The sequence below is a fragment of the Salinicola acroporae genome (genome assembly GCF_003206615.1).
GTDB lineage: Bacteria > Pseudomonadota > Gammaproteobacteria > Pseudomonadales > Halomonadaceae > Salinicola > Salinicola acroporae.
Genome location: NZ_PZJW01000002.1, coordinates 546,194 through 568,876, shown reverse-complemented (window position 1 = coordinate 568,876; position 22,683 = coordinate 546,194). Strand labels below are relative to the sequence as shown.

The 22,683-nt window shown below is 63.1% G+C and carries 14 protein-coding genes; 8 read left to right on the top strand and 6 right to left on the bottom strand.

Annotation, left to right across the window (positions count from 1 at the left end; genetic code table 11):
- Nucleotides 1-3,619: 3,619 nt before the first annotated feature.
- Nucleotides 3,620-4,570 carry an ectoine hydroxylase gene (gene thpD / locus DOM54_RS03780; RefSeq protein ID WP_110715026.1) on the top strand — a complete coding sequence of 317 codons (951 nt, stop codon included), beginning with the start codon at nt 3,620-3,622 and terminating at the stop codon, nt 4,568-4,570.
- A 207-nt stretch (nt 4,571-4,777) separates the two neighbouring features.
- Nucleotides 4,778-5,440 carry a fumarylacetoacetate hydrolase family protein gene (locus tag DOM54_RS03775; protein WP_110715135.1) on the top strand — a complete coding sequence of 221 codons (663 nt, stop codon included), beginning with the start codon at nt 4,778-4,780 and terminating at the stop codon, nt 5,438-5,440.
- Nucleotides 5,441-5,613: 173 nt separating this feature from the next.
- Here the strand turns inward: DOM54_RS03775 and speA are convergent, their stop codons facing one another.
- The 3 genes from speA to DOM54_RS03760 form a co-directional block, all read right to left on the bottom strand.
- Nucleotides 5,614-7,524: a biosynthetic arginine decarboxylase gene (speA, locus tag DOM54_RS03770; protein WP_110715025.1), complete on the bottom strand. Its 1,911-nt coding sequence runs from the start codon at nt 7,522-7,524 to the stop codon at nt 5,614-5,616.
- 172 nt (nt 7,525-7,696) lie between these two features.
- Nucleotides 7,697-8,653 carry a homoserine kinase gene (locus DOM54_RS03765; RefSeq protein WP_110715024.1) on the bottom strand — a complete coding sequence of 319 codons (957 nt, stop codon included), beginning with the start codon at nt 8,651-8,653 and terminating at the stop codon, nt 7,697-7,699.
- A 144-nt stretch (nt 8,654-8,797) separates the two neighbouring features.
- Nucleotides 8,798-9,109 carry a DUF2782 domain-containing protein gene (locus DOM54_RS03760; protein WP_240613752.1) on the bottom strand — a complete coding sequence of 104 codons (312 nt, stop codon included), beginning with the start codon at nt 9,107-9,109 and terminating at the stop codon, nt 8,798-8,800.
- Between the two features lie 163 nt (nt 9,110-9,272).
- Between DOM54_RS03760 and polA the strand changes: the two genes are divergently transcribed.
- The 3 genes from polA (at nt 9,273) to nadA (ending at nt 14,696) form a co-directional block, all read left to right on the top strand.
- The gene (gene polA / locus DOM54_RS03755; protein WP_110715133.1) at nt 9,273-12,068 is read left to right on the top strand and encodes a DNA polymerase I; all 2,796 of its coding nucleotides are present in this window, start codon (nt 9,273-9,275) and stop codon (nt 12,066-12,068) included.
- A 152-nt stretch (nt 12,069-12,220) separates the two neighbouring features.
- Nucleotides 12,221-13,636 carry an NADP-dependent phosphogluconate dehydrogenase gene (gene gndA / locus DOM54_RS03750; RefSeq protein ID WP_110715023.1) on the top strand — a complete coding sequence of 472 codons (1,416 nt, stop codon included), beginning with the start codon at nt 12,221-12,223 and terminating at the stop codon, nt 13,634-13,636.
- 13 nt (nt 13,637-13,649) lie between these two features.
- Nucleotides 13,650-14,696 (top strand): quinolinate synthase NadA, encoded by a 1,047-nt coding sequence (gene nadA, locus DOM54_RS03745; protein ID WP_110715022.1) that lies wholly within the window; start codon nt 13,650-13,652, stop codon nt 14,694-14,696.
- Nucleotides 14,697-14,821: 125 nt separating this feature from the next.
- Here the strand turns inward: nadA and DOM54_RS03740 are convergent, their stop codons facing one another.
- Entirely contained in the window at nt 14,822-15,592 is a 771-nt protein-coding gene (locus DOM54_RS03740; RefSeq protein WP_110715021.1) for a MipA/OmpV family protein, read from the bottom strand.
- Nucleotides 15,593-15,942: 350 nt separating this feature from the next.
- Here DOM54_RS03740 and DOM54_RS03735 point away from each other — a divergent pair, with 350 nt between their 5' ends.
- The 3 genes from DOM54_RS03735 to DOM54_RS03725 are packed head-to-tail and all read left to right on the top strand — an operon-like array spanning nt 15,943 to nt 19,866.
- Nucleotides 15,943-16,635 (top strand): (2Fe-2S)-binding protein, encoded by a 693-nt coding sequence (locus DOM54_RS03735; protein ID WP_110715020.1) that lies wholly within the window; start codon nt 15,943-15,945, stop codon nt 16,633-16,635.
- Nucleotides 16,632-17,618, top strand: coding sequence for an FAD binding domain-containing protein (locus DOM54_RS03730; protein WP_110715019.1), 987 nt, complete (start codon nt 16,632-16,634; stop codon nt 17,616-17,618). Before DOM54_RS03735 ends, DOM54_RS03730 begins: the two co-directional genes overlap by 4 nt.
- 22 nt (nt 17,619-17,640) lie before the next feature.
- Nucleotides 17,641-19,866 carry a xanthine dehydrogenase family protein molybdopterin-binding subunit gene (locus DOM54_RS03725; protein ID WP_110715018.1) on the top strand — a complete coding sequence of 742 codons (2,226 nt, stop codon included), beginning with the start codon at nt 17,641-17,643 and terminating at the stop codon, nt 19,864-19,866.
- Nucleotides 19,867-19,974: 108 nt separating this feature from the next.
- On the opposite strand, the gene DOM54_RS20220 is transcribed toward DOM54_RS03725, so the two are convergent.
- Together DOM54_RS20220 and DOM54_RS03715 are read right to left on the bottom strand one after the other, a co-directional pair.
- Complete coding sequence (locus DOM54_RS20220) at nt 19,975-20,493, bottom strand: DUF302 domain-containing protein (RefSeq protein ID WP_206018996.1); 519 nt, start codon at nt 20,491-20,493, stop codon at nt 19,975-19,977.
- Between the two features lie 79 nt (nt 20,494-20,572).
- The gene (locus DOM54_RS03715; RefSeq protein WP_110715017.1) at nt 20,573-22,291 is read right to left on the bottom strand and encodes a Na+/H+ antiporter; all 1,719 of its coding nucleotides are present in this window, start codon (nt 22,289-22,291) and stop codon (nt 20,573-20,575) included.
- Nucleotides 22,292-22,683: the final 392 nt, after the last annotated feature.

Genomic DNA, 22,683 nt, shown 5'->3' with positions numbered 1-22,683 from the left:
CGGTAAACCCGATAAAAGGGGAAGAACTGACTCATAAGCGGGCCAAGGTCCGCTATGCTACCCGAGGCGATCAGCGGTAAGACAGTCAATAGGCGAAGTGATAAATCGCGTGATCGATGCCGCGTGCCCGACGAGATAACCAGTGTAATCACCGGCCAAGTAGCGCCACCTACGGAAGGGGTGTCGGGCATCAGTTAGGCGAACAACCCGCGGATTGCGATCGAAGCATCCGTCTAATGCGAAAATTCTGGAACAAAAAAAGGCCCGATAAGCGCCATCAAGGGAGATGACTGACCTATGGGCCGGAAAAGATCGCTTCCTGTGGAAGGCGACCATGAACTCGGTGAAGGCAACTTTGATTAGCAGTACAGAATATTTATTGCCTGATTGCGGAATTGTCGCCGTTTTGCGTCAACCTGGCAAATAGAATTTTTGGACAGTCCGTTGAAACCATTAACGGCAGAGAAGTCGTTACGGCAAAATAAGTAAAATTAATTCAAGATGCGAGCAAACAGTAAAGTGCAAACAATCGTTACAATAAGGCTGAAAAAACCCGCGTCCGGTGAGAGGCGTATTGAGCCAAATGCCGGCGCGGGTTGGGGGTACGTCTTGAGAGACGTTTATGATTGTATAGCGCTGTTCATGGTCGCTATATTCTGGTGCGATCACGGACAGCTACCATCCGTGAATTGAGGATGCCGGGTGAACCTTCACCCTTTACGCTCGGCGCACTAAGGGATGATACCCTTAAGTTTAGTTGGCTAACAAGATGCCTGATCAGAAAAGGCGAGAAATGCCATGCGCTTCTTGTGAGGTCTCCGGCGCGAGGGACTGTCTAAAAGCCCCTGGCCTAGGGGAACCATCAGGGAAGACCGTTTGGCCATGCTGGCTCGAAGCGGCCGCAGGGAAGCGAATAGAACTGGCAATCTTGGCGCGTGTATCAGCGCCGAGGCGGGCCATAGGTGAAAACAACGTTTCCTCCAGAAACGTTCAGGAGATCAACGAATTATTAGCGTCCTCCTCGTCGAGACACTCGCGCTGGAGGAGGGCGAAGTTGATCAGGGGGCGACCCCTCACCCTTCTGAACTAAGCCGACACGTTCCCTTCCCTTCTTGAGAATATGATTGATCAAGAAGTTAAGCGTGTCCCGAGACCACACTTCGGTTATCGCATAGAGGCTGATGGAATCAACGGGTAGGGAGGGCGAAATGGCTTGTGAGCGGGCTTTGGCTTGCATGTTTCCCAAGGTGCTCAGCGGTACGGCAGTGAATAGGCGAAGTGGCAAATCGCGTAGTTGTACGCTCGCTCACTCACCGAAATTACCGGCGCAATCGATATCTTGGCAGAAAGCACCTCTCGGCGGGGGCGCCGGGCATCGGGTTGGCCAGCGGGGCCTGCGTTATGACTGGCACGTCCGTACAGTGCGGAAACTCTAGGCCAAAAAAACGGCCCGATAAGCGTCATTCTCATGATGACTTGCTTACGGGCCTGAAGATGTTGCTCCCTGCGAACTGCGACCATGAAACCAGTTGCAACTGGACGGGATGTTTCCATCCGGGCAGTGCATGAGAGTCATTGTGGACGTTATGTGGCAGAAAAGGGATAGGCAGAATGCAAACAAAAGTTACATAAGGGATTGATGAATAGAAACAGAAAGATACCGCTTGGATAAACGCCTGGGTAGCGGACCCGCCGTAACACTCTGTAGCACTGGGCGCCGCCTGAAATCGATGAGCGAGTCTCGCTGTCATGAAAATCGACGGGAAGCGGAATTTACGCGGTGTGAACGAGCATCTCGAGCCGATGTCCAGCGTCGCCGTATTGTAGGCGTAGTCCTTTTCAGGCAGTGCCTGGGGTCGTCATCTGCGCGGCCAGAGGGTCGGCCAAAAGAAACCCGGCGATGGGAAACCGTCAGGGAAGACCGTTTGCCATGCCGGGTCGAAGCGGCCGCAGGGAAGCAACCAGAAATCGATCTTTGGCCGTTTCTGAGAGGACGTTGTTCATGATCGCCCGTGGAAACTGACCTGCGGCCACTATTACTGCCGATTTAACATAAGTTAACGACAAGTAACAAAGAAAGTGTAGTCCCGGAGCGAAATAAATTTCGGATACTTTCGTAGGGGGCCGATAATCCATGACCATTCTTCCCTGCCGGAGCCTTCGCAGCCAAGGAGCGCGATGTCGGCACTCCTCTATGCAGCACCAGAAGCCCGCTGGCGCGGCGACGAAACGTGCGGTTGGCAATCTTCTCTTGATGCTTTGTAGCGTGCTGGTCTGGAAGCTGCCTGGCGGTCGCGGTATCGACTTCCCTGCTCATGCAACTGATCCATATCCTTCATCCGCGGGTCGCGTCACTGCTCTCATCGCGGTAATCGGCTCTGCCGAGCTCCATGCGCTGGATCTTCCGTTCGCCTTTTCCCGGTCGCGACCGACTGCATACTGATGCGAGGCGTTGTTGATCAACAGCCTGGCGAGGCATCGTCGCTACCCGCTGCACTGGTGGTAGCGCGGTGACCGCTTCGCGAAGGCTCACGCTTTTCGCGCTCCGAGTATGACGCCTTTCAGGCGGCAGCGGAGCGAGGCTCTCTCTACAATCGGGGTTTTCGTCGCGATTCCAGCTCGAAGCGAGAATGCCATGAGAACGCTTGGATGCTTACTGACCGTCATCTGTGTGACGGGCGCGGGGCTGGGCTCGAGTCCTGGCGCCATGGCCAGCGATGGTGCAGAGGCGAATCCCGAGACTTCCCCGGCATGTGTCAACTTCCGCTGTCGTTTCGGGGACGTGCCCAGGGCCGATCCGCCATTGATCGCGGAGCCATTCGTTTCCTTCTATCGCGATCAGGTCGTCAAGCCGCTGCAGCCCTACCACGACTGGGAGCCCACGGCCCGGCAAATACCGATATCCCGATCGCCCCGGGTTGACCTTCCGGACACGGCGGCGCGCAGGTTTCCGGCTTCGGACTGATCGTCGCAGCGCTGGTCCTTCTTTCTCGTCTAGAGGCGCGGAGCACCTGGATTGCCGGGTAATGACAGCACCGCTGTCATGCGGCGTCGGCCCGGTGTTGCCCGGAACGTCGTCTCCGATCGCGAGCCAGGGAGATCATCGCGTTCTCCAGGTCCGCGGAGTAACACTTGAATGCCGCGCAATTGGCACACCGGACTTGTTGTCTCTCGTCGGCTCGCACCGGGAGATGAAACTGGTCGTGGTCGCAGATCGAGCAGGTGAGATCGAGCGTGACGCGGATCATGGCGCACCTCTGGAGCGGGTGAAGGTTGGGTCATCGTCGCTTCGTGGGGCGTAGTGTGGCGGGTGCGTGTGACGTGGTGATGAATGCCGCGCGGCGTCTTTGCCTCTCCCCGCTGCGGTAGCGCGGTATTTCAGGATTACTTGATTTACGTTATCGAGAGCGTGATTGGTGAGTGTCACCGTGGCGTCCCTGGACGAGAGCCCCGCCGGTTGAAATTCCTTGGCTCTTTTCTAGGATAGTTATCCCACTGAAAGACAACTGAGGATCCTTTGACCCTTTCCTAATCAAGTGTCGTGCGGCGCCTCGTTTCGTAAGGCGAATCGCACCTAGGACTGGATCTGAACCCTGATCACAAACTTGGAGGTGATTGGATGTCAGTACAGACCGCATCCCCCAAAACCCGAAGTGCCACGTGGACGAAGCAGGATCGCTATCCGACACGCTTGCGCCAGCCGCAGGACGCGCTCTGGCAACAGCGTCAAGAGGACGTCGTCAAGGGGCGCCATCTGAATGGCCCGCTGAATGGCGAGCAACTGGATCGCTTCGAGCGCGACGGTTTCCTGTTCGAACCCAACTTTCTGGACCAGGCGGAACTCGACGCCCTACGCGCCGAACTGGCCGCCATGCTCGATCGTGACGACTTCCGAGACCGAGACTTCTCGATCACGGAACCCCAGAGTCACGAGATTCGCTCGCTGTTTGCCGTCCACCACCTGTCCCGGCGTTTTGCCGAGCTGGCGGAAGACGAACGCATGGTGGGCCGTGCCCGACAGATCGTCGGTGGCGATGTCTATGTGCATCAGTCGCGGATCAACTACAAGCCCGGCTTCCACGGCAAGGGCTTCAACTGGCACTCGGACTTCGAGACGTGGCACGCCGAAGATGGTATGCCGGAGATGCATGCCGTCAGCGCCTCCATCGTGTTGACGGACAACCATCATTTCAACGGCCCGTTGATGCTGATCCCCGGTTCGCACAAAGTGTTCGTGCATTGCCTCGGCGAAACGCCGGACGACAACCACAAGCAATCGTTGAAACAGCAGGAACTCGGTGTGCCGAGCAACGATGCGCTGCGTGAGTTGATCAAGGCGCGTGGTATCGAGGCGCCGACCGGTGCCGCTGGCGGGTTGCTGCTTTTCGATTGCAACACGCTGCACGGCTCCAACGCGAACATGTCACCGGATCCGCGCAGCAACGCGTTCTTCGTCTATAACCGTCGCGACAACGCCTGTGTCCAGCCTTTTGGTGCCAGGAAACAGCGACCGTCGTTTTTGGCCCACCAGCCGGACGAAGTGTGGACGCCGCCGCAGGGTACCCACTGAGGCACTCTTGATCGCCGTCCCGTGGTCTTGAACTTTCGCCCAACACCCGGGGCCGGGTCGGCGTGATGCCAATAAGCCGCCGTTGGAGGTAGACTCGATGAGTTGCCGCCAGCGGCGGCTTGTTGTGTCTGGAGGTTGCCGTTTCGACGCGAACTTCGAGTCGTCGAGCGGTCCGTCACGTTCATCGTCATGACTTTGGAGTTCGACATGCCCTTTACCACCCGATTCGTCGACGGTCTCGAGACCGGCCTGCCGCTGGGCAAGATTCTCTGCGTGGGGCGCAACTACGCGGAACACGCCAGGGAGCTCAATAACCCGGTTCCCACCTCGCCGATCCTGTTCATCAAGCCTCCGACCAGTGCCGTCGAACTGGAAGAGCCGATCGAGCGACAGTTCAGCCACGGCGAGGTGCATTTCGAGACCGAACTGGCGCTGCTGATCGGCGAACGCCTGAGTCGGGTCAGCGCGGAAGAGGCGATGAGCGGTGTGGTCGGGGTCGGCCTGGCGCTGGATCTGACGTTGCGCGACGTGCAGTCCCGGCTCAAGGAAAAAGGGCACCCCTGGGAGCGGGCCAAGGCGTTCGACGGTGCCTGCCCGATCTCGCGTTTCGTACCGGTGGAGGGCGAGATCGACTGGAATGCGATCACGTTCCATCTCGACATCAATGGCGAGCGCCAGCAAAGCGGCAAGACCAGCGACATGCTGTTCGACATGCCGGCGTTGATCGAAGAGATGACCCGGACCTTCACTCTCGAGCCGGGCGACGTGATCCTGACCGGCACGCCTTCCGGCGTCGGCCAGCTGCCGCGCGACGCCGTTCTCGGACTGTCGCTGTCGCTGGGGCTGGATGTCGGCACGCGCACGCGATAAACGCATCGACGACTGCGCCAGCCTGCGGCGCTTGAATGCAGCGACGAACTACGAAGAAAGCCAGCTAAATGAACCGTCCAACTTTATGGGGTCAGTTCAACATCGCTGGCTTTCTTCTTTATGGCAGACCGCAGGCTGGTTTTCGTGGCTCGTGGCTCGTGGCTCGTCGCCCATCACTCCAGATAGGTATAGCCGCTCAAGCCTTCCGACAGCTCGCTCACGAACAGCTCACGCTCCTCGACGGTGAGCGGACTGGCGATCAGTTGCTCGGTGAGTTTCCGCTTGAGCGCCTCGGCATCGAAGTTGACGTAGCCGAGCACGTCCGCGACCGCGTCGCCCTGCTGGACGTGCGATAGCCGCCACTCGCCGTTGGCATCCAGCGCCACGTCCACCGAGTCGGTATCGCCGAACAGGTTGTGCAGGTCGCCAAGTATCTCCTGATAGGCGCCGACCAGGAACAGGCCGAGCAGCTTGTCGTCGTCGTCGTCCCACTCCGGCAGTGGCAGGGTGGTCTCGAGACCCTGACCGTCGACGTAGAGATCGATGCGGCCATCGGAGTCGCAGGTGATGTCCTGGATCACGCCACGACGAGTCGGCTCGCGATCCAGGCCAGTCAGCGGCAGCACCGGGAACACCTGGTCGATCCCCCAGACATCCGGCAGCGACTGGAACAGTGAGAAGTTGGCGAACAGCTTGTCGGCGAGTTTCTCGGCCAACTCGTCGGCGATTTCCCGGTGGGCGCGGTTGCGGCTGTCGAGGCGCTGGTGCAGGCGCTGACAAGCGGCGAAGTAGACCGACTCCCCCTCGGCCCTAGCCTGCATATTGGCCAGCCCCAGCACGAAACGATCCTGCAGTTCTCCTACCGCCTGGACCACGTCGTGATAGGCCTCGACCAGATCCCGCGGCTCGCGCATGCCCTCGAGACGATCGTAGACCCGCCACAGTTCGGCGACGTGGGCGTCGCCCTCGACCCGGCGCTCCGGTTCGATGTGCCCGAGCCGCTCCTCGCCGATCACGTTGGTGACCAGCACCGCGTGATGCGCGGTCAGCGCCCGGCCGGATTCGGAAATCAACCGGGGATGCGGCAGGTTGTGGGTTTCGCAGATCTGGCGGAAGGCCCACACCACGTTGGTGGCGTACTCCTGCATCGAGTAGTTGATCGAGCAGAAGCTCTGGGAACGAGTGCCCTCGTAGTCCACGCCCAGGCCGCCACCGACGTCGACGGTGTCGATCGGCGCGCCCAGTTCGCGCAGGCTGTGATAGAACCGGGCGCACTCGCGCAGGCCGCGCTGGATATCGCGAATGTTGGCGATCTGCGAGCCGAGGTGGAAATGCACCAGTTGCAGGCTGTCCAGCGCGCCCGCGTCACGGACCCGTTCGGTGATCGCCAACAACTGGCTGGCGGTGAGGCCGAACTTGGATTTCTCGCCGCCGGTATCCTGCCATTTGCCTTTGCCGACGGAGGAGAGCCTGGCGCGCAGGCCGATACGTGGCTTGACCTTGAGCTTCTCGGCCTCTTCCAGGATCAGGCTCAATTCGGAGTATTTCTCGACCACCAGGTAGACTTTGTGGCCGAGCTTTTCCCCCATCAGCGCCAGACGGATGTACTCGCGATCCTTGTAGCCGTTGCAGACGATCAGCGACGAGCCCTCGTCGCCGGATAGCGCCAGCACCGCCATCAGCTCCGGCTTGCTGCCCGCTTCCAGGCCGACCCGGCCATGGCCACGCTCCTGGGTGGCGAGAATCTCCTCGACCACGCGCCGCTGCTGGTTGACCTTGATCGGGTAGACCGCGGTGTAGCTGCTCTGGTAATCCTCCTCCTTCATCGCCCGGTCGAAGGCCATGCAGAGCTGCTCGACGCGGTCGTGAAGGATATCGATGAATCTCACCAGCACCGGCAGGCGCAATCCAGCCTCGCGCAGGCGGTCGACCAGCGCGTCGAGTACCAGCGTCGGTCCGGGGGTTTCGCTGCCCAGGGGCCGGACCAGCGTGCGGCCCTGGTCGTCGACATCGAAATAGCCGCTGCCCCATTGATCGATGTTGTAGGTACGGCGGGCCTTGGCGGCGGGGGAAGAATGCTTCATGACGCTCTCCGATCGACCGGCGGTGGACACCCGGCGTGAACGATGACGGTGGGCCGGGAACGCATTTTCGCGCGCATTATGACGATCACGACCCCTGATGTCAGGGAAAAGCTAGTCGAAAGTCGCCATAGGTACAGTGGTTGGCGTCGTGGGTCCGTCCGGCAACACTGGCTCAGGCGAGGGCGTCGGGGAGTTCGGGGGGCACGGCCTCGAGCCGTCTGCCCAGCAGCGTGCGGAAGCGCGCCGGGTCATGGGGCGTGATGTCGTAGGCCGGCGGATCGACATGGATCACCAGCAGTCGCGAGAGCCAGTAGCGCAGCGCGGTCATCCGCAGCATGGTCGGCCACAATTCGCGCTCCTGCTCGTTCAGTGGGCGATGCGCGAGATAGGCGCCGAGAATGGCGGCGTAGCGAGCCTCGTCGATGTCGCCGGCATCGTCACTGGCCCAGTCGTTGATCACGATTGCCAGGTCGAACAGCAGCTCCCCGGTGCAGCCATTGTAGAAGTCGATGATGCCGCCGAGCCGGTCACCTTCGTAGAGCGTGTTGTCGCGAAACAGATCGCCATGGATGGCGCCGGCCGGCAGCTCGACACCGCCGAAGGCGTCGGCGTAGTCGGCTATCTCGCGACGCATCAGGGCCTGATCGTCGTCGGACAGATACGGCAGCACCTCGCGATGGCGCCGCGTTAACCAGTCGAGATCGCGCGGGTTGGTGCGCTGGCCGGTGAAACGCTGCGAGACCTGGTGCATCCGGCCAAGGGCGTCGCCGAGTGCGGCACACTGGGTCAGGTTCGGGGCGCTGGGGTGGCTGCCCGGCATGCGCGGGAATAGCAGGGCGGGTCGGCCGGCCAGGCGCTGCAGGGCGACACCATCGCGATCGTGGACCGGCCCCGGCACCGGCAGCTGCTGTGCGGCCAGGTAGTCCAGCAGATCGACGAAGAACGGCAGATCCTCGAACTCTCCCTGCTCGAACAGCGTCAGCACCCACTCGCCCTGGTCGGTGGTCACGAAGAAGGTGCTGTTCTCGGTACCGTGCGGCACGCCCTTGAGCGTTTGCAGGCGGCCGACGGTGTAGCGTTCGAGGAAATCGGCGACCTGTTCGTCGCTCAAGGGAGTGAATACGGCCATGGGGTCTCGGTCGTCAGGGGAAAAAAGCCAGCGCGCATTGTAGCTGCTCGCGAAGCGCTCTCCTACCGGCTATCGGGCGCCGGCCGGTGATCGTGCCGAACCGCGGTCGACTCGGATCGGAACGCCCGCGGTTCGTCGCCGGCATCATTTCTGCCCGACCCACGCCGGTACCGCAACGCTGGGTGCCTCGACGCGGGTGAAGTCACCGTCGCCGTTGTCGTCGTAGAGGAAGTAGGGCTTGCCGTTGGCGGGCACGATGCGGATCGCATAGAGCTTGCCGTTGACGCGGCACTCGTCGATCGTGCGCTGGCCGTCCTGCTGCGACGTGATGCTGGGCTGCTCCGCGGGCTGTGCCAGGGCGGGCAGCGCTGCCCCGGTGATCAGCAGTGCCACCAGCAGGCTTGTCAGCGGTGCCATCGTTCGCGAGCTTGAGGTCATTCGCGGCCATCGTGACATGGCGGGCTCCTTAGCGGGTCTCGGGACATTTGCCCTTATGGGATACGGATGAATCCAGTGTATCGCTTTCCACCCCGATGACGCAGGGGGTTAACGCCCTGACGCCGAGCCGAGGCTTGCGTATCATGAGTTCATCGAAAGCCAGCCACGGATCATGCAGCTCATGGCAGATGCCCCCATCGTCCTCGTTGACGGATCGTCCTATCTCTATCGCGCCTTTCACGCGCTGCCGCCACTTTCCACCTCCGATGGACAGCCCACTGGCGCCGTTCGCGGCGTGCTGGCAATGCTCAAGAGCCTGATCAAGCAGTATCCGCAGAGCCCCATGGCGGTAGTGTTCGATGCCAAGGGCAAGACCTTCCGCGACGAGATCTTCGCCGAGTACAAGGCGCACCGGCCACCGATGCCGGACGACCTGCGCCCGCAGGTCGAGCCGCTGCACGATTGCGTCCGGGCGCTCGGCCTGCCGCTGCTGTGCATCGAGGGCGTGGAAGCGGACGATGTGATCGGCACGCTGGCCCGGCTCGCCACCGAGTCCGGGCGCGATGCGGTGATCTCCACCGGTGACAAGGATATGGCTCAGTTGGTCAACCAGCACATCACGCTGGTCAACACCATGAAGGGCGAGACCCTCGACGTCGCCGGGGTCGAGGCCAAGTTCGGTATCCCGCCGGCGCTGATCATCGACTACCTGGCGCTGATGGGGGACAAGGTCGACAACATCCCGGGTGTGCCCGGGGTTGGCGAGAAGACCGCGCTGGGGCTGCTCCAGGGCATCGGGGGTGGTCTGGACGCGATCTACGCCGATCTCGAGCGCGTCACCACGCTGAGTTTTCGCGGCGCCAAGACCATGCCGAAGAAGCTGGAAGAGAATCGTGAGCAAGCCTACCTCTCCTACGAGCTGGCCACGATCAAGACCGATTGCGAGTTGCCGGTCGGGCTCGACGACCTGCATCTGGCCGAGCCGGATCGCGAGGCGCTGAAGTCGCTCTATCAGCGGCTCGAGTTCAAGAACTGGCTGACCGAGCTGCTCGAGGGCAAGGATGAAGGCGTCGATGACGTCCAGAGCGGCAGCCGGGCGAAGCTCGGCGAGGCGGCCAGTGGCGGGATCGAGGAAGACGCCGCGCTTGCCACCTCCAGCCGGGAAGACGAGACGGTGCTGACCCAGGCCGCCTTCGATAGCTGGCTCGAGCGGCTGAAGGCCAGCGAGGCGTTCTGTTTCGATCTCGAGACGACCAGCCTCAACTACATGGAAGCCGCGATCGTCGGTATCGGCCTGGCGCTGGAGCCGGGTAAAGCGGCCTACATTCCCGTCGGCCACGACTATCTCGATGCGCCCGCGCAACTCGAACGCGACGGCGTACTGGCGGCGCTCAAACCGCTGCTGGAAGACCCGAGGATCGGCAAGATCGGCCAGAACCTCAAGTACGATATCTCGGTATTGGCGAACTACGAGATTCGCGTCGCTGGTGGGTTGGACGACACCATGCTCGAGTCCTACGTGCTCAACTCGACGGCGACGCGCCACGACATGGACTCGCTGGCGCTGAAGTATCTCGGCGAGAAGACCATCAGTTTCGAGCAGATCGCCGGGAAGGGGGCCAAGCAGCTCACCTTCAACCAGATCGCCCTCGAAGAAGCCGTGCCTTACGCCTGTGAAGACGTCGACATCACCCTGCGCCTGCATCGCGAACTGCGCCCGAAGGTGGAAGATGCTGGCCGCCTCGCCGAGGTGCTGGATACCCTCGAGCGGCCGCTGATTCCGGTGCTCTCGCACATGGAGCGCAACGGCGTGGCGCTGGATGCCACGCGCCTGCACACCCAGAGTCAGGCGCTCGAGGGGCGGATTCGCGAACTGGAGACCGAGGCCTTCGAACTCGCCGGCAAAGAGTTCAACCTGGGCTCGCCCAAGCAGCTCGCCGAGATCCTGTTCGAGGAGCAGAAGATCCCGGTGATCAAGAAGACTCCCAAGGGCGCACCGAGTACTGCCGAGGCGGTGCTCGAGGAGCTGGCGCTGGACTATCCGCTGCCCAAGCTGATCATGGCCCATCGCGGCATGACCAAGCTCAAGTCGACCTACACCGACAAGTTGCCGCGGCTGGTCAACCCGGCGACCAACCGGCTGCATACCAGCTACCACCAGGCCGTCACCGCCACCGGGCGCTTGTCGTCGTCCGATCCCAACCTGCAGAACATCCCGATTCGTACCGAGGAGGGGCGCAAGATCCGCCAAGCGTTCGTCGCTCGCGATGGCTATCGGATCGTCGCCGCCGATTACTCGCAGATCGAGCTGCGGATCATGGCCCATCTCTCCGATGACAAGGGCCTGCTGGACGCCTTCGCCAACGACCGCGACATCCACGCCGCCACCGCGGCGGAAGTCTTCGGCGTCGCCTTGGAGAAGGTCACCGCGGAGCAGCGGCGTAGCGCCAAGGCGATCAACTTCGGGCTGATCTACGGCATGAGTGCCTGGGGGCTCTCCCGGCAGCTGCATATCGACGCCAAGCAGGCCAAGGTCTACATCGATCGCTACTTCGACCGTTACCCGGGCGTGGCCAGGTTCATGGACAATATCCGCGCCCAGGCCGGCGAAGACGGCTTCGTCGAAACCGTATTCGGACGGCGACTCTACCTGCCGGAGATCAAGGCCCAGAACCACGCCCGGCGCCAAGCCGCCGAACGCACCGCGATCAACGCGCCGATGCAGGGCACCGCGGCGGACATCATCAAGCTCGCCATGATCGACGTGCACCACTGGCTCAACCCGGCCAAGGGCCAGGCCGAGTTCGACGCCTGGATGGTGATGCAGGTGCACGACGAGCTGGTGTTCGAGGTCGAGCGGAGTCAGGTCGACGACTTCCTCGTCGCGATCCGGGGCCGGATGCAGGATGCAGCCAAACTCAATGTCCCGCTGATCGTCGACGCCAATAGTGGGGCGAACTGGGACGAAGCCCACTAGGTGAGCACATGAATGCACGTCTTCAGCGCTTCCCACTTCGCAGCGTGAAATCGGAAAATCATAGGCGATTCGGATGATTCGCCTCTGTGGCTTACACTACCGTCATCGTTATCGCCGCGTGACGGCTTCATTTTCGCAAGGAGCACAAGGTAATGGCCAAACAGCAAATCGGTGTCGTCGGCATGGCCGTCATGGGACGCAATCTGGCGCTCAACATCGAAAGCCGTGACTACACGGTATCGATCTTCAACCGCTCGCGGGAAAAGACCGATGAAGTGATGCAGGAAAATTCCGATAGCAAGCTGGTACCGTTCTATAGCGTCGAGGAGTTCGTGGCATCGCTGGAGACCCCGCGCCGCATCCTGCTGATGGTCAAGGCGGGCGACGCTACCGACAAGACGATCGCGTCGCTGACGCCGCACCTCGACCAGGGCGATATCCTGATCGACGGCGGCAATACCCCGTTCGAGGACACCATTCGCCGCAACAAGGAGCTCTCCGAGGCGGGCTTCAACTTCATCGGCACCGGCGTCTCCGGTGGCGAGGAGGGCGCGCTGAAAGGGCCTTCGATCATGCCGGGCGGCCAGAAGGAAGCCTACGACATGGTGGCGCCGATCCTCGAGAAGATCGCTGCGCGTGCCGACGACGGCGAGCCCTGCGTGGCCTATGTCGGCCCGGATGGCGCCGGCCACTACGTCAAGATGGTCCACAACGGCATCGAATACGGCGACATGCAACTGATCAGCGAAGCCTACGCGATCCTCAAGGGCTCGCTGGGGCTGTCGAATGCCGAGCTGGCGGAGGTGTTCAGCGACTGGAACGAGGGCGAGCTCGACAGCTACCTGATCGATATCACCGCCAAGATCTTCACCAAGCGGGATGACCAGAGCGATCACGACGTGGTCGATATCATCCTCGACTCGGCGGGGCAGAAGGGTACCGGCAAGTGGACCAGCAAGAGCGCGCTCGATCTCGGCGTGCCGCTGCCGCTGATCACGGAGTCGGTCTTCGCGCGCTTCATCTCGGCGCTGAAGGACGAGCGTGTCGAGGCCTCCAAGGTGCTCAAGGGCCCCAAGGAGACGCCGCTCGAAGGTGACAGGCAGGAGTTCATCGAAAAGGTGCGCAAGGCGCTCTTCTTCAGCAAGATCGCCTCCTACGCCCAGGGCTTCGCCCAGATGCGTGCCGCTTCCGAGGATCATGGCTGGGACTTGAACTACGGCGAAGTGGCCAAGCTGTTCCGCGCCGGCTGCATCATCCGCGCGCGCTTCCTGCAGAAGATCACCGACGCCTACCAGGAGAATCCCGAGCTCAAGAACCTGCTGATGGCGCCGTACTTCGGCGATATCGCCGGCAACTACCAATCAGCGCTTCGAGACGTGATCGCTCATGCGGTCCAGAGCGGCATTCCGGTACCCACGTTCTCCTCGGCGATCGCCTACTACGACAGCTATCGCAGCGAGAAACTGCCGGCCAACCTCATTCAGGCCCAGCGCGATTTCTTCGGCGCTCACACCTACAAGCGTGTCGATCGCGACGGGACCTTCCACACCGAGTGGCTGCAGGACTGACGGAGACGACGCGATGGCGGAACTGGAACGGGGTCGCGTTCGCGAGCATCTGGCGGGCCAGGCGCAGCCGACGCTCGACGAGGGCGCCAAGGCGCACTATCGGGCGCGCATCGCGGCGCAGTTGAAGGCGCGTAATGCGGTGCTGGTCGCGCACTACTACACCGACCCCGAGATCCAGGCGCTGGCGGAAGCGACCGGCGGCTGCGTCGCCGACTCGCTGGAGATGGCGCGCTTCGGCAAGGATCACACGGCGACCACGCTGATCGTCGCCGGGGTGCGTTTCATGGGCGAGACCGCCAAGATCCTGAGCCCCGAGAAGCGGGTGTTCATGCCCACGCTGGAGGCAACCTGCTCGCTGGACATCGGCTGTCCGGCGGATACCTTCTCCGCCTTCTGCGACCAGCATCCGGAGCGCACCGTGGTGGTCTACGCCAACACCTCGGCGGCGGTGAAGGCGCGTGCCGACTGGGTGGTGACCTCGTCGATCGCGGTGGAGCTGATCGATCATCTCGACCGGCAAGGCGAAAAGATCCTGTGGGCGCCGGATCGCCACCTGGGCCACTATGTGCGCGAGCGAACCGGCGCCGATGTGCTCTGCTGGGACGGCGAGTGCATCGTCCATGACGAGTTCAAGGCCAAGGGCATTCTCGATCTCAAGGCGCTGCACCCGCAGGCCGCCGTGCTCGTGCATCCGGAATCACCGGCGTCGGTGGTGGAGATCGCCGACGTGGTCGGCTCCACCTCGCAGTTGATCAGTGCGGCCCAGAAGCTCGCCAACCCCAGCTTCATCGTCGCCACCGATCGCGGCATCTTCTACAAGATGCAGCAACTGATGCCGGGCAAGACCTTCATGGCCGCGCCCACGGCAGGCAATGGCGCCACCTGCAGAAGCTGCGCCAACTGCCCGTGGATGGCGATGAACGGCCTCGAGAACACCCTGGCGGTGCTGGCAGACGCCAACGGCTGCGGCCAGGAGATCCATGTCGACCCCGACATCGCGCGTCAGGCGCTGGTGCCGTTGAATCGGATGCTTGAGTTCGGTGCCGAGTTGAAGCGCTAGACGCTGTACGCTGAAAGACGACAACGCCCGCCCCGGTCGATGCCGGGGCGGGCGTTTTTGCAGAGAGGGCGGCGTGGGACGCCCCTGGCGATGTCACCAGTGCTCGGTGTCAGAAGTGCCCGGCGTCAAAAGTGATAGTTGATGAAGGCGCCCGCTCGCCACTGAGTGGCGTCGCCGAGATCGTCGACGATCGGGCTATCCTCGGCGTCGCCGGTGAGGCGTGCCACGCCGACCAGGCCGGTGATCGACCACTGCCGGGTGAGGTAGTAGCTCAGTGACGCATCGCCGCCGATCGCAAAATAGCCGTCATCCGGATCATACGCCTTGATACCGGAGCGTGCGCTCTCGCGGTTCGAGACGCCGAACATGTCCTCGGTCCAGTCGGCACTGGTGTACTCGAAGCGTGGCCCGATGGTGAAGGCCATGCGCTCGCCGAGCTTGGTGACATATGTCGCCTTGAACTTGACGCGATAGCCATCGATGTCGCCGCTGAAGGGCGTCTCTGCGGCGGCACTATAGCGCCAGGCGTCATCGAGGTAGCTGACGCGCAGTCCGGCGGTGGCGCCACCGTCGACTTGATCGAGATCATCGATGTCACCGGTGTCGTCGCGGCCAAAGGTGTAGCCGATGAACGGGGCGACCCGCCAATTGTCCTGCCTGATCACGTTCCAGCCGATGCCATCGGTCACGCTGACGAAAAACGTATCGCCATAGGTGGCGTCCAGTGACGGCCATGCATTCCATTCGTAGTCGTCGCTACCCAGATAGTCCGGGCTGTAGATCGCTCCAGCACCGACGGTACCTTCCCATTCGGGCTGGGCGGCGGCGGCCGAGGCGCTGATCGATAGGCCACCGGCGATTGCCAGCAACCAGATGCCATTCCGTGGAGCAGTCATGTCTCGTATCCCTGTGACGAAGCGGGTTCGGCAAAAACATACGGTAGTGTAGGTAAAAAGGCCAGCCTGTTAGCGGGGCATCATGCCCATTCCTCCACGATCGCGGCGGATTACTCCTGAATGTCATCCGCCGCTTTGCGACCGCCGCTATCCTCCTCTAAGTTGACTGTGATGCCGTCGCCTGACACGACGGCTTCCAACCGACTCCCCGGCCAGCGAACTCTCGCTGCCTGCCTCTGCCTCGCGGGCTTACAGACCAGACGCGCGGGCGACATTGAGGCGCGCCCGACACGAACGATCTCGATAGCGATAACGAAAAGGATCGGGCGGAAACTGATGAGGATGACTCCATGGACGACAACCGACGATCGAGCACGGGTGTGGGTATCTACGAGCCCGGAAACGACTCGACTCAGCCCCGCTCTCCAGGGCGCCGGCGCTTTCTGCAGACGGCGGGTGTTTCCGGCCTGGTCGTGGCGGCGGCCCCGGCGCTCTCCCAGGTGAGCTACGCCGGCTCCCCCGACCAGTCTGCAACGCAGACCGATGCACCGCCCGCCGAGGGCAAGCAGCGGATCACGCTGACCGTCAACGGCCAGCGCCAGCAACTGGACGTGACACCCAACGTGATTCTGCTCGACGCGCTGCGCCACGGTCTCGGCCTCACCGGGACCAAGAAGGGCTGCGATCATGGCCAGTGCGGCGCCTGCACGATCCTGGTCAACGACACCGCGATCAACTCCTGTCTCAGCCTGGCGGTCACCCACGACGGCGACGAGATCACCACCGTCGAGGGGCTGGAGAAGAACGGCCAGCAGCATCCGATCCAGCAGGCGTTTCTCGAACACGATGCCTATCAGTGCGGCTACTGCACGGCGGGCCAGATGATGAGCGCGGTGGCGATCCTGCAGGACGACTCCATCGGCACCAGTGACGCCGACGTGCGCGAGGCAATGAGCGGCAATATCTGCCGCTGCGGCGCCTACAAGAACATCGTCGCGGCGATCCAGTCAGCTCGAGGCGCCGTGAAGGGAGGCAACGCATGAGACATTTCGACTACGCCCGCGCCGAGAGTGCGCAGCAGGCGGTGGCCGCCCACGGGAGCGACCGCGAGGTCTCTTTTCTCGCCGGCGGTACGACGCTCCTGGATCTGGTCAAGCTCGACGTCATGCAGCCGGACAAGATCGTCGACATCAACGGTGTCTCCCTCGACGAGATCGAGCGCCTGGACGACGGTCGCCTGCGTATTGGCGCGATGGTGACCAATACCGCGCTGGCGCGCGACAGGCGTGTCGTCGAGGATTACGCCGTGCTGTCCCAGGCGCTGCTGGCGGGCGCCTCGACCCAGTTGCGCAACAAGGCCACTACCGGCGGCAACGTCATGCAACGGGTGCGCTGCCCCTATTTCCGCGATGGCGTCTCCGACTGCAACAAGCGCGAGCCCGGCAGCGGCTGCGCGGCGATCGGCGGCGTCAACCGCACCGTTCACGCAGTGCTCGGCACCAGCGATGACTGCATCGCCACGCACCCCTCGGACATGTGCGTCGCCATGATCGCCATCGGCGCCACCATCGAAGTACAGGGGCCAGAAGGCGTCCGCGAGATCGATTTCGCCGACTTCCATCTGCTGCCGGGCGATACCCCGGCACGGGAACATGCGCTGGAACCGGGCGAGCTGATTACCCATGTGGTGCTGGATGCGCCGCTCGACGGCAGCCGCTCGGGCTATCTCAAGCTGCGCGACCGCCAGTCGTATCAGTTTGCGCTCGCCTCCAGCGCGGTGATCGTGCAGATGGATGGCAACACCATTACGGATGCCCGCGTGGCGATGGGTGGCGTCGGCACCAAGCCGTGGCGGGCACCGGAGGTGGAGGCTGCACTCAAGGGCAAGTCGGCGAGCGAACGACTCTTTGCCGAGGCCGCAAAGCTCGCTTTCGAGAATGCCATCGCCTACTCCCAGAACGGCTACAAGATTCCGCTCGGCCAGCAGGCCATCGTGCGCAATCTTTCCGACCTGACCGCCGCCTGATCGCCCGCGAGGAGAATCGACCATGAGCGACAAACCGCAAAGCATCATCGGCGCAGGCGTGCCGCGCATCGATGGCCCGGACAAGCTCTCCGGACGTGCCAATTACGCTGCCGACAACCTGCCACCCAACCTGGCCTACGGCTACGGCGTCTTCAGCACCATCGCCAGTGGCAAGATTTCGCAGTTGAGCGTCGACGAAGCCCGCCAGATGCCGGGCGTCATCGATATCTTCCACCACAGCCACTTCCCGTCGCTGTACCGGACGCCGTCGAGCTTCGCCCAGGGCAACAAGGTCGAAGAGACCCGGCTGCCGTTCGAGGATGAGCGCGTCTACTACGACGGTCAGTTCGTGGCGCTGGTCGTCGCGGACACCTTCGAGAATGCCCGAGCGGCGGCACGCCGGGTCAAGGTGACCTACGCGGCGGACAAGGCCGTGGCCAATCTCGATCAGGGCGTCGAGGCCAACGGCACCCAGGCCGGCAGCGGCAATCACGATCGCGGAGACGCGGCCTCCGCCTTCGATAGCGCGGCGGCCACCATCGATGCGACCTACCGCACGCCGGTGGAGACGCATAATCCGATGGAGATGCACGCCTCCACGGCGTGGTGGGACAACGGCGACCTAACGATCTTCGATGCCTCCCAGGGGGTCGTGGTGGCGCGAAACGCCCTCGCCAAGATTTTCGCGATTCCACCAGAGCGCATCACCGTCCACGCGCCCTACATCGGTTCCGGCTTCGGCAGCAAGCTGTGGACCTGGCCCCATGCGATCGCCACCGCAGCAGCTTCCCGCGAGCTGGGACGTCCCGTTCAACTCGTCGTGCCGCGCCAGCAGATGTTCACCACGACCGGGCATCGACCGGAAACGCGTCAGCGCCTGCGTCTGGCGACGGACGACAACGGCAGGCTGGTCTCGCTGCGGCACGAGTCGATCAACACGACCTCTTACACCGACCAGTACGTCGAGACCTGCGGCAGCGTCACCAAGAGCCTCTATCATTGTCCCAACCTCACCGTCAGCCACGAGACGACCCAGGTGAATCGCGGCACGCCCACCTCGATGCGCGCCCCGGGCGCCGCGCCCGGGTTGTTCGCGCTGGAGTCGGCGATCGACGAAATGGCCGACGCCGTGGGTATCGACCCGGTCCAGTTTCGTCTCGACAACTACGCCGAGCGCGACGAGAGCAAAGACCTGCCGTTCTCGAGCAACCATATCGTCGAGGCAACGAAGCGGGCCGCCGATCGGTTTGGTTGGGCAGACCGCAAGCCGGAAGTCGGCAGCATGAAAGAGGGCCGCGAGATCGTTGGCTACGGGATGGCGGCGTGCAACTGGGAAGCGCTCAAGATGGCCTGCGATGCGAGGGTCTCGATTCGCGCCGATGGCACCGCGTTTGCCTCCTGCGCCACCCAGGATATCGGGACCGGCACCTACACCATCGTGGCCCAGGCGGTCAGCGATGTGACCGGCATCCCCATCGATCGCATTACCGTCAAGCTCGGCGACTCCTCCTATCCCGACGGGCCGGTTTCCGGCGGCTCCTGGGCGACGGCGACCACGCTGCCAGCCATTGCCGGAGCCGCGCGCAACGCGCTCGATGAAATGAAGCGCTATGCCACAGGTAGCAACGGAGCCTTTGCCGGGGCCTCCAGCGACGATCTGGAAGTCGCGGATGGCGGCTTGCGCAACGCCGATGGCAAGCAGGTGAGCTTCGCCGACATCCTCCAGGCGGGCCGGTACGGCAGCGCCGATGGCGAGGCGCATACCGAAGGGGCGGATTCGAAGTACTCCTACCGCTCCTTTGGGGCCCACTTCGTCGAAGTGCGCTGGGACCCGGGCATCTCGCGCCTGCGCGTCGCCCGCGTGGTCAGCGCAATCGATGTCGGCCGAGTGATCAACGAGACCACCGCGCGCAACCAGGTTGAAGGTGCCGTGGTCATGGGTATCGGCATGGGGCTGTTCGAAGCGACCGAATACGACGAGCGCAACGCCCGGCCGGTCAACAATGACTACGCCGAGTATGTGGTCCCCGTGCATGCCGATCAGCCGGAGATCGACGTGATCCTGCTCGACTACCCGGACCTGGCGTTCAACGAATACGGCGCCCGTGGCATCGGCGAGATCGGCGTCACTGGCCTGGCTGCGGCCGTTGCCAACGCCGTCCACCACGCGACCGGCAAGCGCATCCGCGAGTTGCCGATCACCCTCGACAAGCTGATGGACGACGTGCCCCAGGTCCGGAGCGCGTGATACCACGAAAGGCAAGATCTGCGTGAGGTGATTGTTCTCGCGTCAACGAAAGCCGCCGCGTCTGTCAGATCACCATATCCGACAGGCGCGGCGGCTTTTCCCTTTGCGTCACTCCTCCCGCAATGTCGCCTCGACCAGCTTCCGCATCGCCTGCTGGAGCGGTTCGACGGCGGAGCAGTCGGCGACGCCGTGGCGTCGGGCGATCCATGCCGGGTCGTTGTAACCGAGCCAGGTCTGGCCGTCGTTATCCTGCCAGACGAGGGCCTTCATCGGCAGGTCGATGCCGGCAGTCGGGGCGCACTGCATCAGTGGCGTGCCACCCTTGGGGTCACCGAAGATGACCACCTCGTTGGGCAGCAGCGCCATGCTGCGGGACATCGCGCCCTGGCGGTGATCGACTCGGGCGAATACGGTCATGCCGCTGGTGCGAGCCTGTTCGGCGAAGCGGATGGCGGTCTCGTGCACGCCAGCGTCGCTCCTGGCAACGATCAGGCCGGGAACGGATGGCGTCGCCTCCTGTGCGGATTCGGCCGGCGGTGTCGCCTGTGCCGATACGCCGGCGGTGAAACCCAGCAGGCCGGCGGTGATCAGCGCGAGGCGCAGGGGGCGGAAGAACGGTCGGGGCATGTCTCGTCTCCGGATCGAGGATGTCGTTCGGTAGTGACGCTCGAGACTGTCGCTCGAGCTTGCGTGTTCAGCGTGCCGATCAGTGATGCGCTGCACCCTGGTCTCCGGTCAGCGCCGCTTCGGCGAGATCGACCTCGCGGACCAGCTTGCGCAGCACGCTGTCGTTGATGCGGTCGCGCTGGCGCAGCTTGTAGTACTCGCGGCGCTCGGCGCGCAGCGCTTCCAGGCGGGTGTCGCGCTCGAGCTGGCGCAAGGCGGCGAGCTGTGGCGTCGACGTCTCCGTCGAGTGCAGCGTCAGGCGCTCGCGATAATAGCTCATCAACTGCGAACTGATGTCGTTGAAGGCGATGATCGTCTCGTCATTGGTCTTGTCGCGGGCGAATTCGCCGGTGCGATCGTGGTGGTAGCGTTCGATGCGATAGATGGCGGCCTCGGCGCCGGCGATTCTGGCCTTGCGCTCCTCCTCGAACTCGTGGGTATCGGCCGGGATCTTGAGATTTCTCAGCACCAGCGGCAGGCCGATGCTGCCGGTTATCAGGGTGAACAGGATCACGCCGGTCGCCAGGAAGATCAGCAGTTCGCGGGCAGGAAAGGGGGTGCCATCAGCCATGACGTGTGGCAGCGACAATGCCGCCGCCAGGGTGATGGTGCCGCGAATGCCGGCGAGTGTTGCCGCCAGCATCAGCTTGAACGGCACACGGCCGCGGCTGTCCGGCGAGGGCAGCCGTGGCCGTCTGCCGAGGAAACCGCTCAGCCTGGTAAGCCCGCGGCCCACTTCCCGGGCCAGCCAGATCCAGGCGAAACGTGAGGCGAGCAGGGCGATCGAGATCGCCGCCACGTAACCCAGCAGGCGCAGGAATTCGAAGTCGCCGATGTCGTGCAGCGAGTGATCCAGCGCGGCGCTGATGATCGCCGGCAGCTGGAATCCCAGCAGCAGGAAGACCAGCGCGTTGAGGACGAATTCGAGCATTTCCCACACCGCCTGGGTCTGCATGCGGGTGTGCAGTTGGCCGACGCGTTTGATATCGGCGCGATTCATCACCATGCCGGCGGCCACCGCCGAGAGGATACCGGACATGCCGAGGTGCTCGGCCAGCAGGTAGGCGGCGAAGGGCAGCAGCAGCACCAGCAGGATGACCTGTACCGTGGTGGCCTCGCCGAGGTGCCGCTCGATCAGTCGCGTGCGCAGGAAATTGAAACCGAAGGCCAGCAATCCGCCGACCACCAGGCCGCCGATCGAAATCAGCAGGAAACTCCCGGCCGCGTCGGTCAGCGAGAAGGTTCCGGTCAGCGCCGCCGCGACGGCGAACTTGAACGCCACCAGGCCGGAGGCATCGTTCATCAACGACTCCCCCTCGAGAATGCGCATCAATCGCGGCGGTACCGGCAGCCGGCCGGAGATCGACGATACCGCCACCGCATCGGTGGGCGAGAGGATCGCCGCCAGGGCAAAGCAGATTGCCAGCGGCAGCGTCGGGAACAGGAGATGGATGAAGTAGCCGACCCCGACCACCGTGAACAGCACCAGCCCCAATGCCAGCGCCAGGATCGGGCCGCGCAGGATCATGAACTCACGCTGGGGGAAGCGTCGAGCATCGGAAAACAGCAGTGGCGCAATGAACAGCAGCAGGAATATTTCCGGCTCGAGTTCGACGTGCAGCCCCGACGCCGGCCATGCCAGCAGGGCGCCGAGCAATATCTGTATCAGCGGGGTCGGGAGCGTGGGGACGAAGCGTGTGATGACACCGGTCGCCGAGGCGACCAGCAGCAGAATCAGAACCAGTAGCAGCGTATTCATCGATCCAGTCGACCGGTGGGAACTCGTTAGCCGCCGAGCTTAACGGATGTCGAGCCCGTTGGGGGGGGCGGTGCGGCAAAATTTCCCGCCGACGGCTTGGGCGAGATCGTGGCGACGTGACTATGCTGTTGTCGGTGGGTGGCATCGATGTCCTGACAACATCGGCTACCCGGCGCTTCCGTGACAGACAGGCTGAGCCGTCGCCTAGCCGTAGGCGGCAGCTGGCGACGGGCGGGTACCGCGACAACTCGTGGTTCAGGCCCGTGACCGAGAGAGCGAGACAATGCTCTGCGACGGTTCGGTCTGCGAAGACGACACCCTGACAACGAACCGTGACGAGGCGCAGTGACGCGCCGTGTCGCCATGGTTCAGATCCCCGATGAGGAGCCGGC